The organism is Pseudoalteromonas sp. TP27 (assembly GCF_056470645.1).
In genome coordinates this window covers 132,010-150,828 of record NZ_JARDAK010000010.1, presented here as the reverse complement: position 1 = coordinate 150,828, position 18,819 = coordinate 132,010, and the positions used below count along the sequence as shown (strand labels likewise).

14 protein-coding genes are annotated in these 18,819 nt (G+C 39.6%); 7 read left to right on the top strand and 7 right to left on the bottom strand.

Annotated elements, in window-relative coordinates; all coding sequences use genetic code 11:
• Position 1: 1 nt before the first annotated feature.
• The gene (gene dbpA / locus PX700_RS13225) at positions 2-1,390 is read right to left on the bottom strand and encodes an ATP-dependent RNA helicase DbpA (RefSeq protein ID WP_479520951.1); all 1,389 of its coding nucleotides are present in this window, start codon (positions 1,388-1,390) and stop codon (positions 2-4) included.
• Between the two features lie 192 nt (positions 1,391-1,582).
• Between dbpA and PX700_RS13220 the strand changes: the two genes are divergently transcribed.
• The 3 genes from PX700_RS13220 (at position 1,583) to PX700_RS13210 (ending at position 6,273) form a co-directional block, all read left to right on the top strand.
• Positions 1,583-3,661, top strand: a complete 2,079-nt coding sequence (locus tag PX700_RS13220) for a TonB-dependent siderophore receptor (RefSeq protein WP_479520949.1) — start codon at positions 1,583-1,585, stop codon at positions 3,659-3,661.
• Between the two features lie 185 nt (positions 3,662-3,846).
• The gene (locus tag PX700_RS13215) at positions 3,847-5,247 is read left to right on the top strand and encodes a M20/M25/M40 family metallo-hydrolase (protein WP_479520948.1); all 1,401 of its coding nucleotides are present in this window, start codon (positions 3,847-3,849) and stop codon (positions 5,245-5,247) included.
• A gap of 84 nt (positions 5,248-5,331) precedes the next feature.
• On the top strand, positions 5,332-6,273 hold the full coding sequence (locus PX700_RS13210; protein ID WP_415637992.1) for a tetratricopeptide repeat protein: 942 nt from the start codon (positions 5,332-5,334) through the stop codon (positions 6,271-6,273).
• Positions 6,274-6,349: 76 nt separating this feature from the next.
• Here PX700_RS13210 and PX700_RS13205 read toward each other — a convergent pair whose 3' ends face one another.
• Positions 6,350-7,255, bottom strand: a complete 906-nt coding sequence (locus PX700_RS13205) for a DUF808 domain-containing protein (RefSeq protein ID WP_479520947.1) — start codon at positions 7,253-7,255, stop codon at positions 6,350-6,352.
• 144 nt (positions 7,256-7,399) lie between these two features.
• Here PX700_RS13205 and PX700_RS13200 point away from each other — a divergent pair, with 144 nt between their 5' ends.
• The 4 genes from PX700_RS13200 to PX700_RS13185 all read left to right on the top strand — a co-directional run bounded on the left by PX700_RS13200 (position 7,400) and on the right by PX700_RS13185 (position 10,970).
• Positions 7,400-7,681, top strand: coding sequence for an MliC family protein (locus tag PX700_RS13200; RefSeq protein ID WP_479520946.1), 282 nt, complete (start codon positions 7,400-7,402; stop codon positions 7,679-7,681).
• Between the two features lie 210 nt (positions 7,682-7,891).
• Positions 7,892-9,358 (top strand): 4-hydroxy-3-polyprenylbenzoate decarboxylase, encoded by a 1,467-nt coding sequence (gene ubiD / locus PX700_RS13195; RefSeq protein ID WP_007580574.1) that lies wholly within the window; start codon positions 7,892-7,894, stop codon positions 9,356-9,358.
• Between the two features lie 109 nt (positions 9,359-9,467).
• The gene (fre, locus tag PX700_RS13190) at positions 9,468-10,181 is read left to right on the top strand and encodes an NAD(P)H-flavin reductase (RefSeq protein WP_479520945.1); all 714 of its coding nucleotides are present in this window, start codon (positions 9,468-9,470) and stop codon (positions 10,179-10,181) included.
• Positions 10,182-10,559: 378 nt separating this feature from the next.
• Positions 10,560-10,970 (top strand): CBS domain-containing protein, encoded by a 411-nt coding sequence (locus PX700_RS13185; protein ID WP_479520944.1) that lies wholly within the window; start codon positions 10,560-10,562, stop codon positions 10,968-10,970.
• A gap of 60 nt (positions 10,971-11,030) precedes the next feature.
• Here PX700_RS13185 and add read toward each other — a convergent pair whose 3' ends face one another.
• The 5 genes from add to hemC all read right to left on the bottom strand — a co-directional run bounded on the left by add (position 11,031) and on the right by hemC (position 18,790).
• On the bottom strand, positions 11,031-12,032 hold the full coding sequence (add, locus tag PX700_RS13180; RefSeq protein WP_479520943.1) for an adenosine deaminase: 1,002 nt from the start codon (positions 12,030-12,032) through the stop codon (positions 11,031-11,033).
• A 126-nt stretch (positions 12,033-12,158) separates the two neighbouring features.
• Positions 12,159-14,846 (bottom strand): CHASE domain-containing protein, encoded by a 2,688-nt coding sequence (locus PX700_RS13175; protein ID WP_479520942.1) that lies wholly within the window; start codon positions 14,844-14,846, stop codon positions 12,159-12,161.
• Between the two features lie 51 nt (positions 14,847-14,897).
• Positions 14,898-16,007, bottom strand: a complete 1,110-nt coding sequence (locus PX700_RS13170; protein ID WP_479520941.1) for a heme biosynthesis HemY N-terminal domain-containing protein — start codon at positions 16,005-16,007, stop codon at positions 14,898-14,900.
• Positions 16,004-17,851: a uroporphyrinogen-III C-methyltransferase gene (locus PX700_RS13165; RefSeq protein WP_479520940.1), complete on the bottom strand. Its 1,848-nt coding sequence runs from the start codon at positions 17,849-17,851 to the stop codon at positions 16,004-16,006. The genes PX700_RS13170 and PX700_RS13165 overlap by 4 nt, the downstream gene beginning before the upstream one ends.
• Positions 17,852-18,790, bottom strand: a complete 939-nt coding sequence (gene hemC / locus PX700_RS13160; RefSeq protein WP_479520939.1) for a hydroxymethylbilane synthase — start codon at positions 18,788-18,790, stop codon at positions 17,852-17,854.
• Positions 18,791-18,819 lie beyond the last annotated feature (29 nt).

Sequence of the window (18,819 nt, the reverse complement as noted above, 5' to 3'; positions counted from 1 at the left end):
ATTAACGAGTAAGACGACGTGCGCGTATCTTACGCCCTTTAATATTACCCTCGGTTAATTTACGAAGCGCAGGTTTTAATGAGTTACGCTCAACAGCAACAAACGCTACGTTATCAAGTACGTTAATTTTACCTACCTGACGGCCTGCAACCCCATCTTTACCCGTTAAAGCACCTAAAATATCACCTGCGCGTACTTTTTGCTTTTTACCTGAATCAATCATCAAAGTAACCATTTCAGGTCGGTACGGCGGTTTATCTAATAAATTAAACGGTGGCATTTGCTCAGGTGTAATGTCGCGCTCATAATGATCGCCAATTTGTGACACTTTAAATTGTTCTGCATCACCATAAATAGAGCACGCAATGCCCTTTTTACCAGCGCGACCAGTACGACCAACACGGTGAACATGTGTTTGCGTGTCATGTGCTAAATGGTAGTTAATAACCATATCCATGTCATCAATATCTAAACCACGTGCTGCAACATCGGTTGCAACAAGTATTGAAGCACTTTTATTTGAAAAATGGATTAGCGTACGCTCACGATCACGTTGTTCTAAATCACCATGCAGCGAAACGGCGCTAAAGCCTTCGTTAGCTAGATCATCACACACTTGTTGTGTTTCTACTTTGGTATTACAAAATACAACACAGCTTTGTGGCGTAAACTTAAGTAGCAATAATTTAAGCGTTGGGTAGCGCTGCTTATTATTATCCATTTTGTAGAAGTACTGCTTAATTGTGCTTTTGGCTTGCTCTTCTTCTACTTTAACCATTTCTGGATTTTTAAGTACACGCTTAGCAATTGCTTCTATCGCTCTTGGGAATGTTGCACTAAATAACAGTGTTTGACGATTTTGTGGAATACGTTCAATAATTGCATCAAGTGTGTCTTGAAAACCCATATCAAGCATTTGATCGGCTTCATCAAGAACCAATGTTTCAACATCGTCTAAACGTAAAGTACCTTTACGAATATGGTCATCAACACGCCCTGGTGTGCCAACAATAATATGTGCGCCATGTTCAAGTGAGCCAATTTGAGGACCAATTGATACACCACCGCATAGCGTTAATATTTTTATATTGTGGATACCGCGCGCTAATTTGCGCATTTCAACCGCAACCTGCTCAGCAAGCTCTCGGGTTGGGCATAACACTAACGACTGAATACGAAAGCGTTTTACGTTTAATTTAGCGAGTACGCCCAAACTAAACGCAGCAGTTTTACCTGAACCGGTTTTTGCCTGAGCAATGATGTCTTTACCAGCAAGTACAGGCGGTAAACTTTGCGCTTGTACAGGTGTCATGTGGGCATAGCCAAGTGTTGATAAATTATCAACGAGTCCAGCTGGTAAAGCCAAAGATGAAAAAGCAGTTGAAGTCACAGTAAGTTCCATAGCAATAAAAATAACATGGGAGAAAGCCCCACTAAATATGCTGCTAATAATAGCAGAATTCGCAATTGGCAACCATTAACAAACACATTATAAAACATGTTAATAAAAGATGTTGAAAATGATAGTGATTTGCATTAGGATCTCGATTGTTTTTTTACATAACTGCGCTGGAAGCAATCAATGAAACTGAATTCTCTTTACATAGCACTATTGGCAAGCATTACAACAAACGCATATGCAAACTCTACCGACCTTGAACGTATAGAAGTAAAAGGTAGCTACTTTAACGATTACAAAGTAGATAACGCCAATGGCGCAATGAGAACATCAGCTTCATTACTTGAAACCGCACAATCTGTAACCGTAATTACCGACACTATTATTAGTGAGCAACTTGCCACTACCCTTGGCGAAGTACTAACAAATGATGCCAGCTTAACGGCAGGCTCACAACAACGAAATCGTGAAGTATTTAACTTACGCGGCTTTGAGCTGAGCTCATCGACAGGTTATTTACGCGACGGTCATCAGCATTGGTCGCACTATCAGCAACCAATCGAAATTTTGCAGCAAGTTGAAGTAATTAAAGGTCCATCAAGCATTTTATATGGTCAGTCAGGCCCAGGTGGCTTGGTTAACATGGTAACCAAAAAACCAACTGCAACGACATTATTTAATGCCAGTGCCGATGTAGACCAACATGGCTCGACGCGCTTTATGGTTGATGCTGCAGGTGCATTAACAGAATCTGAAGATTTACGTGCTCGTGGTATTTTAGTTAAACAAGATGTTGAGTACTGGCGTGAATACCAAAACGGTGAAAACCGCGAGCGTGACCGCTTTTTAGGTGCTTTAGTTGTAGATTACGATATTAGCGACAACGCATTGGTACGTGTACATTATGACCGCACTGACGACAAAGCAGGCCTAGATACGGGTGCATGGATTGATGATAATGCGAATGTTATTGGAGATGACAAAACTATTCGTGATATGTCGTGGGCATTTACCGATATCACTGTAGAAAACGTAGGTGTAGACCTAGAAGTATTTTTAACCGATAACTGGCAAGTAAAGCTTGGCTATAACGAGCAAACGTTTGAACGTCAACGTTTTGAGTCATCTCCTAGTCGAAATTCTTACATCACACAAACTAATACATACACCTCGAACCCATACGATCGCTTTGATGATTGGCAATTTAAAACTGCATTTATTGATTTTATTGGTGAATTTAAAACGGGAAGTTTACAACATCAGTTTTTAATTGGCGCAAACTCGCTTGATTATTACTACGGGCAACGTCGTACCTCTGCCGACTCTTTTGATTTTTCTGCAGGACAAGCAGAACCATCTCGTCCATCAGTAAGCTATAAAACAGATGATACAATAAGCGAAACTGAATATGACTACTACGGTATTTACGTTCAAGACTTAATTACTTTCTCTGAACAATGGCAGGTGTCTGTTGGTGCTCGCTTTGATAAGCAAACACGAGAAGGCCAAAATAACGAATCTTTCTTACCTAAATTCGGCGTACTTTATCATCCAAATGCATCTGCCACTATCTATGCCAGTTATACAGAAGGTTTTGAGCCACAAAATGAAACCATCACTAATGATAAAGATATCAACTTCGGTATGGAAATAGATGCTATTACATCTGAGCAAAAAGAAATTGGCATTAAATGGCAGCTATTTGATGACCGCCTAATGCTTACGAGTGCTATTTTTGATATTAGTAAAGAAGGTACTCTTGTTAGCGAACAGCTTGAGACTCCTATTGGCTCGGTTACAACCGAGACAAATCAGGTTGGTGAACAACGCCACAAAGGCTTTGAAATTGCAGCACAAGGCGCTGCAACAGATCGTTTATTTGTAATGGCATCTGCAATGTATTTAGATGCTAACTATGAAAGAGCGAATGAGGATCTGCAAGGCAAACGTCCTGTTGATGCCCCTAAATGGTCAGCATCTCTGTGGACTCGTTATGAGCTAAATGATGCGATTGCTTTTAACGCTGGTGCTTTTTATGAAGGCGAGCGCTTTGCCGACAGCGACAATACAATTACTAAAGATGCGTACACTCGTGTTGATGTAGGCGCCACTTATAAGTTTAACTTAAGTAATACCGATATTAACCTACGCCTTAACGTTGAAAACTTATTTGATACTGATTACTTAGGTGGCGGCGGTAACGGTAACGTAACTGTTGGCGAGGGCACAAATCTTCGTTTAGCTGCGCAATTTAGCTTTTAAGTAATTTTAGATAATAAATCCATACCAAGTAGGATTTAAGTTAAATAGCTATAAAAAGCCCGTGTATACGTACGCGGGCTTTTTTGTGTCTGAGTTTTTTATTATAAAACCTATTCATCTCATCTATTTTCGATCACGTTTATTACGTGCTTTAATAGGGTTAATTATTAAAAAGGCCCACCAAAATGAAAAAATTAATTACCGCACTGCTGCTTACTAGCAGTATGGCTGCAAACGCTAACAGTGCCGAATTTACCCAAAAACAATTACAACAAGTAGACGAAGTACGCACCTCTGCTCTAAATAGTGATTTAAGCTATAAATTACTAGAGTCATTAACAACTGAAGTTGGCCCACGACTTCCTGGAACCGAAAACGATAAAAAAGCCGTGGCATGGGCTCAAGCCAAATTTAATGAACTGGGCTTTGATAAAGTATGGCTTGAAGAGGCAACGTTTCCTGAATGGCGCCGTTATAGCGAAAGCGGAAAAATACTGACTCCAAGCGAGCAACCACTGCACTTAACAGCGCTGGGTAACAGCATAAGCACGCCAAAAGATGGGATCACAGCACCAGTAGTCTTGTTCGAAACACTTGATGAGTTAATTGCAGCACCAGCAAACAGCTTAAAAGGTAAAATTGCATATATTAATTACCGTATGAACCGCGATATAGACGGCAATGGTTACGGACCGGCTGTAAAAGCACGCGGAACTGGCGCCATAGAAGCGTCTAAAAAAGGCGCTGTTGCCTACATGATGCGCTCGGTTAGTACCGGTCATCATCGTTTTGCGCACACTGGTGGTAGTTACTATAAAGAAGGTGTTAAAAAAATACCTAATGTAACCATTGCTAACCCAGATGCCGATCAAATCGCACGCTTAGTCGCTTTAAATAAAGACGTGTCGGTAAATATTAATGTGCAAACCGAAAGCCTTGGCGAAGACACTGGCTACAACGTTATTGGTCAATTTAACGGTACCGAAAATCCTGAGCAATACGTATTAATTGGCGGGCATTTAGATTCTTGGGATTTAGGAACTGGCGCATTAGATGACGGCGCAGGCGTTGCACTAACAATGGCAGCCGCTAAGCATATTAGCGATGTAAAACGTCCTAAGCGCAGTATTCGTGTGGTACTTTTTGCAGCCGAAGAGCTAGGACTTTGGGGAGCAAAAGCGTACTTTGCACAACATAAAAATGATTTACACAATATTGTAGCCGCTGCAGAGTCTGACTTTGGCGCCGACGTAGTTTATGGATTTGAATCGAATGTAGATGCAGCTTCACTTCCGGTAGTACGCGCTATAGCAAAAGAGCTTGCATCATTAAATGTTGAATACATTGGTAAAAACCAAGCGAATGGTGGCCCGGATCTAATTCCACTTAAAAATGTAACGTCAGCACCTATTTTTGAACTTGCTCAAGATGGAACTGATTATTTTGATTACCACCATACAGCCGACGATACGCTTGATAAAGTAACACCCGCTAAGCTTCGTCAAAATACCGCTGCATACGCCGTATTTGCTTTAATGGCTGCCGATGCAAAAACCACTATCAAGCCTAAGGCGCAAACTAAATAACCTGACATACTTACTTACAGTTTGCAGCTTTGATTAATACGCTTCTTGTTTTACCTTTAGGTAATTAAACAAGGAGCGTGCTTTATGTTACTTTTCAACACGAGTGAATCATTCCCACATTTTGCACAAACAACACGCTGCCCTCACTGCCAAAGCGACGCCTACCATTTAGTAAATAAAAGCCGCCATTTACGGTTTAGTATTTTGCCTATGCTCGCCTTAAAATTAAATTACAGACGCGAATGCTATCAATGCGGGAAAAACGAACCTGTAAAAATTAAACAGTTGCCATTAGCCGAAAAACTTAGCTTTCCTAAATACTTTATTGGCACCTTTTTATTACTATGGTTAGTCACCTTCTTTTATCAACAGCATCTTGATACCGAAGCTCAAAAACGAAATTACTTAAACGCACCAAAACTATACGATACCTACTTAGTGCAGGCTGATAAATTTACCCATGAACCTTGGACGCTTACAAACCTAAAAATTGCTCAAGTAATAAGTTTTGACGCGCAATTTACTACCTTTCAAGTAAGCAACTACAGCTATAAACGAAATAACAGTATTACGCTGGCAATGCGTACTAGCCAATTAGTACAAAATGACTATTTTTCAACTAAAACAATTACTCTCCCGCGCAATGAAATAAAGCGCTTATATAAAGACGAAGTTATTTACGACGTACTACGCCCTTATGCCAACAGCCTTTATGGCGGGTTTGTGATGTTCCCTCCTAAACCTAAGCCACTATATAAAGGCTTAAAGCTCGATAAAAATAATCAACAAGGCATTATTTATTTTAAAGATGGATTATTTGTTGAAGCATTTGATAGCTTTAAATTAGCTGCTGAAGCGGGCTCTCAATGGGGGCAATTAAATTTAGCGCAGATGTATCGAGATGGTGAAGGCGTTGAGCTAAATACTCAACAAGCAATCTACTGGTATAAAAAGGCTATAGAGCAAAAAAATACTAAAGCACAAATTGAACTAGAGTCTCTTTGTGAAATAGCTGAATGCGGGTAAGTCGATTAGGTAAAGTTATCAATTGACTAAAAGTCGGTTTTTATAAAGCTGGCGTAATAAATACGCCAGCTATTAATTATTTTTTAAATAACTTTGTATAACCTACGTGAATAAGTACAACGACTAAACCGGCAATAACACCAAGTAAACCATCAAATACCAGGGGTGCTAATACTTCACCAGTGCCGCCAGCAACAGACTGAGCATAGCTTGTTACATTTACTTGCGTATGATGCAGTAACTCAACACCATGCACTAAAATCCCGCCGCCTACTAAAAACATCGCAATAGTGCCCGCAAATGCTAAAAACTGCATTAATCTAGGTGCAGCAGCAAGTAAGCCTTTACCCAGTAATTCTTTAAATTTATTAGCTGACACTTTAGATTGGTTGAGTAAATAAAGTCCTGCATCATCCAGCTTCACAATACCGGCCACCAAGCCATAAACGCCAATCGTCATTATTATTGCAATAACGCAGAGCACTAAAGCCTGGTTAAGCAATGTAGCACCCGCCACTGTGCCTAAAGTAATAACAATAATTTCGGCAGAAAGAATAAAATCAGTTCTTATTGCGCCTTTTATTTTTTGTTTTTCGTACTCAACTAAATCTAATTCTTCATCCTCATCTACCGCTTCATTGTGATGAGGTAAAAACTTAGCAAATACTTTTTCAGCTCCCTCAAAACATAAAAACAAGCCACCCATCATTAACAAAGGTGTTATTAGCCAAGGCAGCCATACGCTTATTAATAAAGCGGCAGGTACCAATATCGCTTTATTTACAAATGAGCCTTTTGCGACAGCCCAAACTACAGGTAATTCACGCTCTGCTGCCACACCTGTAACTTGCTGTGCGTTAAGTGCTAAATCGTCACCTAGTACACCAGCCGTTTTTTTTGTTGCTACCTTACTCATCGTCGCAATGTCGTCAAGTAGGGTAGTTATATCGTCTAATAAGGTTAAAAGGTTAGTGCCAGCCATAAAGCTTCCCAGCTCAAAAAATATTGCTATAAACATAACGTAAAGCGTAATTTTCACCAACGGTTAATTTTGCTTTGTTATTCTCATATAAACAAAATAGATAAGTCATCTAAAAGCAGTGGCTTAAAAGTAAATGGAGGAATGATGAAAGTATATTTGTCTATAGTGGCCGGTTTACTTAGCTTAACGGCATGTAACGACCCGCAAATAAGTACCACCTACTTATGTGACAAAAGCACTGTAAATCTCAATGTTATTGATCAGAGCAATGCTGAGCTTACTTTCAATAATCATACTTATTTACTTAATCGAGAAAGAAGTGCATCCGGTAATAAATATATAAATGAAGATGTTTTATTTTGGGGGAAAGGTAACAACGCAATGCTAATAATTGCAGGAAAAAAATACCAATGCGTTACAGAGTAAAAAATAATATATTCGATTCAATGCTGAACTAAATAAAGTAATAAAGCGTACTAAAAAGTATAACCACCCAATCAAGCCAAGTTAAAAACTAATTAACTCATATATATTGTAACTGTATTGAGCGTACTCTAAGTTTTGAGTGCAAATAATGACTTGCCTTGCATGAACTGGGTATAATACTTCAACTCTTTAGCTTAATAGCGGCCTCCAATGAAATACAAAGATTTACGTGATTTTATCGATTTGCTTGAAAAAAAAGGCGAACTTAAACGTATTACCCAAGAAATCGACCCGTATCTGGAAATGACCGAAATATCTGATCGCACATTGCGTGCTAAAGGTCCTGCGTTATTATTCGAAAATCCAAAAGGCTACGATATGCCAGTGCTTACCAATTTATTTGGTACACCAAAACGCGTAGCTATGGGCATGGGCCAAACCGATGTTAGTGAGCTACGTGAAGTAGGTAAGCTACTCGCTTTTTTAAAAGAACCTGATCCACCAAAGGGCATTAAAGAAGCCCTAGGCGCTATACCGATTTTTAAGCAAGTGCTTAATATGCCAGCAAAAGAAGTTAAAAAAGCGCCTTGTCAGCAAGTGGTTTTAGAAGGTGATGATGTAGACTTAACTAAATTACCTATTCAGCATTGCTGGCCAGGTGACGCTGCACCATTAATTACTTGGGGCCTTACCGTAACTAAAGGGCCTTATAAAAAGCGCCAAAATTTAGGTATTTATCGCCAACAGCTATTAGGCAAAAATAAAATAATTATGCGTTGGTTATCACACCGTGGTGGCGCGCTTGATTTTCAAGAATGGTGCAAAGAAAACCCAGGGCAACCTTATCCGGTTTCTGTTGCATTAGGCGCTGACCCTGCAACAATACTGGGCGCTGTAACACCAGTACCCGACACATTAAGCGAATACGCATTTGCAGGTTTATTACGTGGCAGCAGAACCGAAGTTGTTAAATCTATTTCCAATGATCTACAAGTCCCTGCCAGTGCAGAAATAGTGCTGGAAGGTTACATTATGCCGGGTGAAATGGCGCCAGAAGGCCCTTATGGCGATCACACTGGTTATTATAATGAGGTAGATGACTTTCCAGTTATGACCGTGACTCACTTAACGCATCGTAAAGACCCTATTTATCACAGTACATTTACTGGTCGACCGCCTGATGAGCCTGCTATTTTAGGTGTAGCACTTAATGAAGTGTTTGTGCCGATATTACAAAAGCAGTTTCCTGAAATAGTCGACTTTTACCTTCCGCCTGAAGGGTGCTCGTACCGTATGGCGATTGTAACAATGAAAAAACAATATCCTGGCCACGCTAAGCGCGTGATGATGGGCGTTTGGTCGTTCTTACGTCAGTTTATGTATACTAAGTTTGTAATTGTGTGCGATGACGATATTAATGCCCGTGATTGGGAAGATGTTATTTGGGCTATAACAACCCGAATGGACCCCGCTCGCGATACAACATTAATAGAGAACACACCTATTGATTATCTCGATTTTGCATCGCCAGTTTCTGGCCTTGGTTCAAAAATGGGAATGGATGCTACCAATAAATGGCCTGGCGAAACCACCCGTGAATGGGGCGAGCCTATTGTTATGGATAAAGACACCAAAGACCGCGTAGATGATATTTGGGAAAGCCTTAATATTCTTTAAGTGTTTATATGTAAGTACATAACAGGCTATAAAATAACCCTGCAGATATGCTAGAATCGACTCATTCGATTGCGTATCTGCTGTTAAAAGCGCTGCTAAAAGGTAAAAAATGCAAACATTAAAAGCTGAAGTTGTAGCTATCAGCCCACTTACAGAATTTGTTCATAAAGTAATTTTAAAGCCACAACAACCTGTGACCTTTGAAGCTGGCCAATACATGCAACTGGTGTTAGGCGAAAAAGACAAACGTGCTTTTTCTATAGCTAGCCGCCCTTCACAGTGCGATGAAATAGAACTGCATATTGGCGCGTCAGGTGCCGATTCGTATGCAATGCAATCGCTGGAACATTTACGAAGTGCACATAATGATGGGCAGTTAGTAGACATTGAAGCCGGACTGGGTATTTCACAGTTGCGCCTACAATGTGAGCGACCAATTATTTTACTTGCCGGCGGTACTGGTTTTTCATACGCAAAATCAATGGCTGATCACTTAGCTGAGATTAAATGCGACCGCCCTGTATTGTTTTACTGGGGCGTAAAAGAAGAGTCTGCTTTATACGCACACACCGAAATGCAAACATGGGCCGATAGCCACAAAAACTTTGAGTTTATTCCTGTGGTAGAAAATCCTTCTGCTAATTGGCAAGGTCATACTGGTTATGTACACAAAGCAGTAATGCAAGATATTGTATCGCTTGAACCGTACGATATTTACATGGCCGGTCGTTTTGACATGATAGGTATCGTCCGTGATGACTTTATTACTCATGGCGCAATTCGTGAAAACATGTACGCAGATGCATTCGCATTTATCAAATAATTGAAATTAACTTTCAGTTATGAATAAAGGCACCTAATCGGTGCTTTTATTTTATATAACAATAAATACTTAATAGTTATAATACCAATCTGCATAAATCTTTGATCAATTTAACGAATTAAATTTCACTATAACGTCGTTAAAAATTTTTTATTTACGACTGCATGGATGCAGGAGGTAGAGCAATGCAGGGAGCAATTGCCGAGAACAACTAGATACAAAAATTTATGCCTAGTTCTAGCGTAATTTTCTTAACGTTAAATAGACCCCGTATATAAGCAGATTGGTATAACCTATCAACTTCATCAATATAAACAATTTCCTAAATCCCTATCTATAAACCATACTTTGTATAGAACATCAGCGGGAGAGACCCAAATGCTAAATACAAAAGTAAAAGATTTTATGCAACGCAAGTTGCCAAATATAACACCCGATACAGAAATGACGACAGCCATAGCAGAACTACAAAAATTTAAACTACTTGGCGCACCTGTATTTGATAAAGATAAATGCCTAGTCGGATTTATATCAGAGCAAGAACTATTAAAACCACTTACGCAAAGCAGTTATTTTTGTGATGGGATGGTTAAAGTTTCACAGCTTATGCAAACAGAGGTAGTGACCGTTAGCGGCGATACCAACATTATTGAACTAGCAGAGCAAATGCAGCCTGGTAAACCAAAAAATTACCCTGTGGTAGACGGCGTTAAAGTAATCGGCATAATCAGCCGAGCAGATGTACTTAAAGCACTTTACGATAATTACATAAGTTGCCAAAAACGCTAATACCAATCTGTAGATACAAAAATGCCGCTTATATAAAGCGGCATTTTTAATGTTCTTAAATTAACGTGCGCTAACGAGTGCTGAAAGCTCTTTCTTATCGCCATCGCTTAAAAATGCTATTTCTAACGCGTTTGTCTGCGCTTTTTCCATATCAGCCTGTGTTAAACCAGCTTTAGGTGCTGCAACAGTATATTCATGCTCAATTTCAATACCTTCAACCGCTGGGTCATCAGTATTAATACACGCTAAAATACCGTGATCTAAAAACTGTTTAAGTGGGTGTTTAGCTAAGTCGTTCACTGTGCTAGTTTGAATATTACTTGTTAAGCACGACTCAATACCAATACGGTTATCGCGTAAGTAATCCATTAATTTTGGATCTTCAATTGCTTTAACGCCATGCCCTATTCGACTTGCACCTAACTCATTAATTGCTTGCCAAATACTTGGGGCACCAAGTGCCTCACCAGCGTGAATAGTCGATGCTAAATAGGCATTTCGGACTTGCTTAAAGTGCTCTACAAATAACTCACCCGGAAATCCAATTTCGTCACCGGCTAAATCAACAGCCACTAAATCATTTTTAAACGCAAGTAACGCATCTAGCTCTTTTTGGCACGTTTTTACGCCATAAGTACGCGATAAAATACCAATCAAATTGGCTTTTATGTTTGCACCCTTTGTTGCCGATTTAATACCATCAACAACTGCTTCTACAACCCCTTCTGGGTGTAAGCCTTGGCTTTGCGCCATGTAGTAAGGGCTAAAGCGAAGCTCTACGTAATCAAGGCCTTGCGCTTGTGCATCTTCAATGTTTTCAATCGCGATGCGTCTACACGCATCGTAGTCGCCAAGTACAGTGACACCCCAATCTAACTTTTGTAAAAAAGCCATAAGGTTTGGCTCAGGGTCAATAACTTGAACATGAGGAATGAGTGCCTCAACGTTATCTGCAGGCAACTCTATATTAAACTGACGACCAAGTTCTAATATGGTTTGCGCACGTACATTACCATCTAAATGACGGTGAATATCTAGCAAAGGTAATTTTCTATTGATCATAATAGCAACCCAGTTTAGTTAAATTTGCGCGCATGATACGCAGATATAGTTATTTTTCAAGTCTATATGGTTTGCGGTAAGTTTGAGCGGTCATATGTCTGCTTTTTGTGCAAAAAATAACGTAACTTATTTATTTGATAAATAATGCCAAAGCGTTTTAAAAAGCGTATTTGCATCAATAGGTTTAGTGATATAACTATTCATTCCACAGGCCAATGCCTTTTTAACATCATCGTCATGGGCATTCGCCGACAAGCCAATTATTGGTAAATCAATTAACCCTAAGTCATTTCTAATTACTTTTGTTGCTTGAAGACCATCCATTTTTGGCATCTGAATATCCATAATCACAATATCGTAGCTATTTTCGGTTAGCTTTTCTATGGCTTCAAAACCATCATTGGCGATGTCGGCAATACATCCTTTGGTTTTTAAAATGGCACTGGCGACATGCTGATTAAGCGGGTTGTCTTCTACTAAAAGTAATTTATAGTCTGTAAATGATAAGGTACTTACATCTATTTCGTTGTATTGCTGCTGAATTTGTTCTGCTTTTGGTAAAGGCGAAATAATTGGCAAACTAAATGTAAATGTAGAGCCCTTACCTTCATAACTGACTAAATCAATTGCACCGCCCATTAGTTCAACTAGTTTTCTGCAAATACTTAACCCTAAGCCCGTGCCACCATATTGACGAGAGGTTGAGCTATCAGCTTGGGCAAATGGTTTAAATAACTGCTTTTGTGCTTCGCTACTAATACCAATACCCGTATCGTTAATACTAAAATAGGTCATTTTTTTCGACTGCCAAATTTTCAGGGTTATCTCACCTTCTCCTGTAAATTTAACCGCATTATTGAGCAAGTTTAACAGCACTTGCTTTAAACGAATGGGGTCGGCATTGATCACCAAATTCGATGTTTTATCAAAATCGAGGCTTAATTTTATTGATTTAATATCTGCCTCAAACTGAAGTAAGTTAAGCATCTCATCAGCTAAACTCGCTACATCAATAGGCTCTTGCATTAAATCTAACTTACCGGCTTCCATTTTTGAAAAGTCGAGCACGTCGTTTAATACCCGCAGTAAAACACCTAATGCACCATCTGCTTGCTCTATGTAGCTTCTGGCTTGTTGCCAATCGTTTTGCTGTAGCGCTAAATAATGCAGCCCCTTTATGCCGTTAATAGGGGTACGCACTTCGTGGCTCATATTCGCTAAAAACTGCCCCTTGATATGACTCGCTTCATCTGCTTTTTGTTTTTCTTTACGTAAAGTACGTGTTTGCTTAGCCACTTGTTCGCGAATTTGTATATTTGTACCAGTAACCGAAATCAAAAATGTAATCAGTAACCACACAAACAGCATACCCACTATTTGTGCAAGCCAATAAACTAGCCAAGACGTTCTAACTATTGGTTCATATAGCTCGACCTGCCACATGCGTTTGCCAATCAACAATTGATACTCTTTAAACAACGCTTGCGAGTTATAGGTATCCGCAATATAAATTGGCTGTTTTTTCCCTGGTATCGTTGTATCAAAAAAACTGGCTGAGATTGAGTTGTTGTGATCAAATAATAGTGTTTGCGATAAGCGTTTAGGGCTGACAACCGCTGCCACAAAGCCTTGAAAATCATCTTCGGTAGACAACTCGCCAAAAACTGGATATAAAAAGAGTACACCCTGTTCGGCTGTATTTTGGACTAAATTAATTGGCTCACTTAGTGCAAGTTCATTAAGCTCTTTCGCTTTGCTAAGTGCTGCACCTCTTACTTTGCTAGAAGCTAAATCAAATCCTAAAACATCTTCATTACCTTTTAAGGGATACACATATTTTACTGGAAAGTAATTACTACGGGTATCTACAGGTTGCCAAGCTCCATCTAGTGACTTTTCTTTTATGTATAAAGGTTTACCTGTAGCTCTATTTTCATAAGCTTCAAAATCTGCGAGTTTATTTGCTGGTATATAAGGTATCCATTCAAACGCTAGAATTTCTTGGCTGTAGCCCAGCTGCTTTGAAGTAAATTGTTTGAAGTCTTTAAAATTCACGTCATCACTACTAGCAAAATATGCCGCTAGTAATCCTAAGTGAGCAGTAATACCGTCGAGCTTTTGGCTTATAGCGTTTTGCACAGCAAGTACTTTGGCTTCTTGCTTTTGAATATCTTTTTCTTTTTTAACACTGGCAGCACCATAAAAACTAACGCTGATCAGTATATAAATTAATAGTGAAGGTAAAATCACCAGCATACGATGGCGTACTTGTGTGTAATTAAAAGCAGCGAGTACTAGTGGTGTAAATATAAGTACACCAATACTGTCACCAATCCACCATGCGATAAAATTATCAAAAATAGCATTGGTCGGAATCACATTATTTAATGCTAATAAGCTAGTTCCCACACCTGCTGCAATAACACAGCATATTGGCCCTGCTACTATTAGGCTCTGCACACTGTGTTTTAAAGAGGATAGATCCAATGGCGCTTTTATAACATTTACTATAATTTGACGGCCAACCCAAGCCTGTAAAACCGAGGCTAAAGTAACGCAAATGGCTTGTAAAAAAACATTAAAGTGAAGAATATCAACTGCGTTATCAAGGTGAATTAAGTTAGTACAAAAAGCACCAATAATAAGGCCAACAAATGACTTACGTCCCCAAATTAAAAAGCTCGCTAAAGCAATTCCTGAGGGCGGCCAAGAGGCGACCGCATAGCCATCTACAGCAAGAAGTGAGTTACTAAAATATCCAGTAAAAAAATAAGCACAAGCCAAGCTAAGGGTTAATATTAAAAATTTTCTCAAAGCTTGTGCTCCTGAGCTACAAAAAATGCTAAGTAGCTATAGTGTAGTCATTTATTGATATAAAACGAGTGCCTTTTCTGCCTGTGCACTATTTTTATAACTCAAAACAGCTTGTTCAGAAAACTGTTTTTTATTTTCCATATTCAGTGCTTTATCAAAAATTCTAGCTGCTAAGTCATAATCGCCTTGCGCGTTAGCCAGGCAAGCCAATGCAAGTAATAATGAGTTATTTGAATCATCCTTTTTAAGACGATCTTGAATGCTTACTTGCAGTTTAGCTGCATCAGCAGACGTCGCTTTACTTAATATATTAGCCAGTTGCGCATGCTGCTCATTGTGTTTAACCATTTTAATTAGGTCACCCTCAATAACAGCCAGTTGACCTGCTTGCGCCATTTGCATTAAATAGGCAGTGTGTGCATGAGCTTGCAGCTTTTTAGGTAGCTGTTTATATTTTTCACTCAGTTGATCAGCATCTAACGCGTTAAAGTAGGCACTAAATAACTGCGTCCACTGTGCATCTGTAAGTACTTTTTTGCGTAATAAACGCGGCAAAAAGTCTTCCAGCGCACTAAAGTGTTGTTGCTGTACCAATACTTCTGCATAAAGTTTCAACTCAAGATTGGTGGCTTTTTTAGCTTCTGCGCTAATACGCATTTGTGATTCAATCGCGCTACTGTCGCCACTTGCCAACCATAGCTTTGCTACTTTTAATTGATGCTCAGGGCTTATTTCAAATAAACGCTCAAGTGCTTTATCTGCTTGATTATTAGCAAGCGCTGCTTTTGCAAGTAATGCTAAGCGAATATCTTCAAACTTATCTGGTACGCTATTACCCGATAAAGCCTTTTCTACGTGCTCGTAATCATCGTTAATAGCACTCCACAATGCCTGTTCAATCGCTGCTTGTTTACGCTCTTGGCTACGTGCAAAAAAGCCATGTTTAGTATTATGATAAATCGATAATAAGTAGCGGATTAATTTATATGTTAAATATAAAACAATAGCGGTAATGGCCGCCATTATACAAAACGAGACTATCGTGCCTTCTATCGTTGTATTGTTAAATGAAATAAGCACGTAGCCTTTTTCATCTAGTACAAATGGAGTAACCGCCAGTACAACAACAATAGCTACAATTAAAATAATTAGCCCTATCATTGCGCCCACTCCTTAACCTTTTGTGTGCTATTTAAGGTTACTTTTGGATTAAAGTTAAGCTGCTCTTTTTCAAGTTTTACTAACGCGTTAACTACTGACTTAGTTGCATCATCATCTTGTTTAAAATATTCAGTAACTAAACGTTTAGCTTCACCTAAGGCATTAAAATAAATACTGGCTTGCTTACTCATTAACGCGTCTTGCGCTTGAGTTAAGTTAAGTTTAATGCGCTGGTTAATTAAGTGGCGCTCTTGATCGGTTAACAGCGGCTCAATAGCAACACCTTCATGCTGGCGAATGGTAATAAAGCTATCGACTATCTGATTCCAACTATTGCTTAAATTTTGCTGCCAATCACTTACATCTTCACTCAACGCATTTTCGTCAACCTGTGACGCTTCTTCAGGAATATTTACTGCGTTAAAAACTAAGTCATCAATACTGCTTAACACACTGTTTAACTGTAAATAAATAGCCTCTGTTGCTATAGGTTTAAGGCTATCAAGCGTTTGTATATCTTGCATAATAGCTTGGCGAACTTCAACTGTTCCAGGGTGTTCGCTAAGTAATGCATCTAAGCGCTTTAAAACAGCACTAGTGCCTTGGTAATCTTTTTCAGCCCATAACTTAAACTCAGCCATACGCTGTAAGCTGGTTACTTCTTGTGGGTTTAAAGACGAGCCTTGTTGCTGCGCTTTTTGCAAAGCTGCTTTTAGCTCTTGCTGATTTTGAGTTGCACTTTCACTGAGTGCTGCGGCCACTTTTTTCTCACTATTAAATAGCGCTTGCTGCAAATTAGATTGTGCGGACTTAAGTGCTTGCAGCTCTTGAGCGAGTAACTTATTTTGTTCACTCAACTCATTCGCGGCCAGGTTTTGCGCCTTACCCGCATTTAATTTTTGATAAAACTCGTAACCAACACCTGAGGCCACAATTAGCGAAATAAGAAGTGCAAGCACTGCGACTTTGCTAACCTTTTGTTTATTTTTATTTGCGGTGTTTTTAGCGGCTACAGGCTCTTGTTTAGCTGATTTAACCGAGGCCGTATTAGCTGTTGTTGGAGTGGCTTTTTCTGCCGTAACTGACTTTGACTGTTCGCTCATGTTGCTACCTTGCTGATTAATACAGGTAAACATAGCGTCATCGCTAGCTCCTGCTGCAATATGTATATTAGCCAAACTTACTTGTTGTTGCTGTAAATATGCGGCAATGCGCTCGCTGGCAACATAAAATTGGCACTGTTGTAACCATTGTAGTTGTGGTGCAGCAAGGGGAGTAAAAATGGCATCGACTGCTGCGTTACTTGTTATGACTATACCGTGTACATTATTGCTTTTCCAGTGGTCAGTCCAGTTACCACTTAATTCACTTATCGGTTCACGTTTGTACACTATGCAATTATTTAAAAAAGCACCGCGCTCTTTAAGCACTTTTGCTATATCTGGGCGACCGCCTTGTCCTTTAACCAAAACTATATTACTACCATCAACCTGAGCAAGTGACTTTAGAGCCAGTAACCCCTCTGAATCATATTGCTTAGATTTAGGCAATGCAGCACGCACACCAAATAGTTCATATATTGTGTCGGCTGTTTGTTGGCCTACCGCATAAAACTGCGCTTTTGTATTTATATCTGGTTTTAGTTGCGCAAGCGCACTGACTGCATCTTGCGATATAAATATTATTTTGTCCGCATTTAACAGCGGACTCAGCTCGGTGCTTGAAGGTGTTAAATGCGTTATTTTTAATACCGGAAACAAAGACGCCTGATAACCCGCTTGCTCTAATTGCTGTGCAAGGGCTGCGCCTTTTCCTTCGGGCCGAGTTATCAGAATATGTGTCATTTATGCGTCTCTATAAACTTCAGCTAATATTTTGTCTGCTCCTTGAGCTAGTAATTTTTTAGCAAGCTCAATGCCTAGTTTTTCTGCATCATTTATATGACCAGTTACTTCGTCGCGTAAAATTTCGCTGCCATCAACAGCACCCACTAAACCACGCAAATGTACCTGCTCACCATCAACTAATGCATAAGCACCAATAGGCACTTGGCAACCACCTTCTAAATGGCGATTCATCGCACGCTCTGCATTTACACGAATACGTGTTTGAGTATGCTCAAGTGGTGCAAGTAATGCTTTTGTTACTTCATCATCAATACGACACTCAATACCTACAGCGCCTTGACCATTTGCTGGTAATGATACTTCTGGCTCAATGTAGTCGGCGATACGCGACTCCATTTCTAAACGAATAAGTCCTGCTGCAGCTAAAATAATAGCATCGTATTGGCCATCATCTAACTTACCTAAACGTGTATTTACATTACCGCGTAAATCACGAATATCTAAATCAGGACGAAGTGCTTTAATTTGGCACTGACGGCGTAAACTCGAAGTGCCCACAATAGCGCCCTGTGGTAGAGCGTTTAAATTAGCAAAATTGTTTGATACAAACGCATCACGCGGATCTTCACGCTCACAAATAGTATGCAGTTCTAATCCTTCTGGGAACTCTACTGGTACGTCTTTCATAGAATGCACGGCAATATCAGCTCGGCCATCTAACATGGCTTGCTCGAGCTCTTTAACAAATAAACCCTTACCGCCAATTTTGGCCAAAGGCGTATCTAAAATTATATCCCCTTGCGTCGACATTGGGACTAATTCTACGCGAACATCTGCATGAAAACGCTCAAGTTCAGCTTTTACAAACTCTGCCTGCCATAGGGCTAAAGCGCTTTTACGAGTTGCGATGCGTACTAATTTTGTTTTTTCTGTCATAAGGGTATCCAATTAATTACTGCGTTTAA

What these genes read in the sequence shown, in the direction of transcription:
- PX700_RS13205 (WP_479520947.1), bottom strand. Translation starts at nt 7,255, where the DNA reads ATGGCTGGCACTAACCTTTTAACCTTATTAGACGATATAACTACCCTA.
- fre (WP_479520945.1), top strand. Translation starts at nt 9,468, where the DNA reads ATGCAAACATTAAAAGCTGAAGTTGTAGCTATCAGCCCACTTACAGAA.
- PX700_RS13210 (WP_415637992.1), top strand. Translation starts at nt 5,332, where the DNA reads ATGTTACTTTTCAACACGAGTGAATCATTCCCACATTTTGCACAAACA.
- PX700_RS13220 (WP_479520949.1), top strand. Translation starts at nt 1,583, where the DNA reads ATGAAACTGAATTCTCTTTACATAGCACTATTGGCAAGCATTACAACA.
- PX700_RS13185 (WP_479520944.1), top strand. Translation starts at nt 10,560, where the DNA reads ATGCTAAATACAAAAGTAAAAGATTTTATGCAACGCAAGTTGCCAAAT.
- hemC (WP_479520939.1), bottom strand. Translation starts at nt 18,790, where the DNA reads ATGACAGAAAAAACAAAATTAGTACGCATCGCAACTCGTAAAAGCGCT.
- PX700_RS13165 (WP_479520940.1), bottom strand. Translation starts at nt 17,851, where the DNA reads ATGACACATATTCTGATAACTCGGCCCGAAGGAAAAGGCGCAGCCCTT.
- PX700_RS13200 (WP_479520946.1), top strand. Translation starts at nt 7,400, where the DNA reads ATGAAAGTATATTTGTCTATAGTGGCCGGTTTACTTAGCTTAACGGCA.
- ubiD (WP_007580574.1), top strand. Translation starts at nt 7,892, where the DNA reads ATGAAATACAAAGATTTACGTGATTTTATCGATTTGCTTGAAAAAAAA.
- PX700_RS13215 (WP_479520948.1), top strand. Translation starts at nt 3,847, where the DNA reads ATGAAAAAATTAATTACCGCACTGCTGCTTACTAGCAGTATGGCTGCA.
- add (WP_479520943.1), bottom strand. Translation starts at nt 12,032, where the DNA reads ATGATCAATAGAAAATTACCTTTGCTAGATATTCACCGTCATTTAGAT.
- PX700_RS13170 (WP_479520941.1), bottom strand. Translation starts at nt 16,007, where the DNA reads ATGATAGGGCTAATTATTTTAATTGTAGCTATTGTTGTTGTACTGGCG.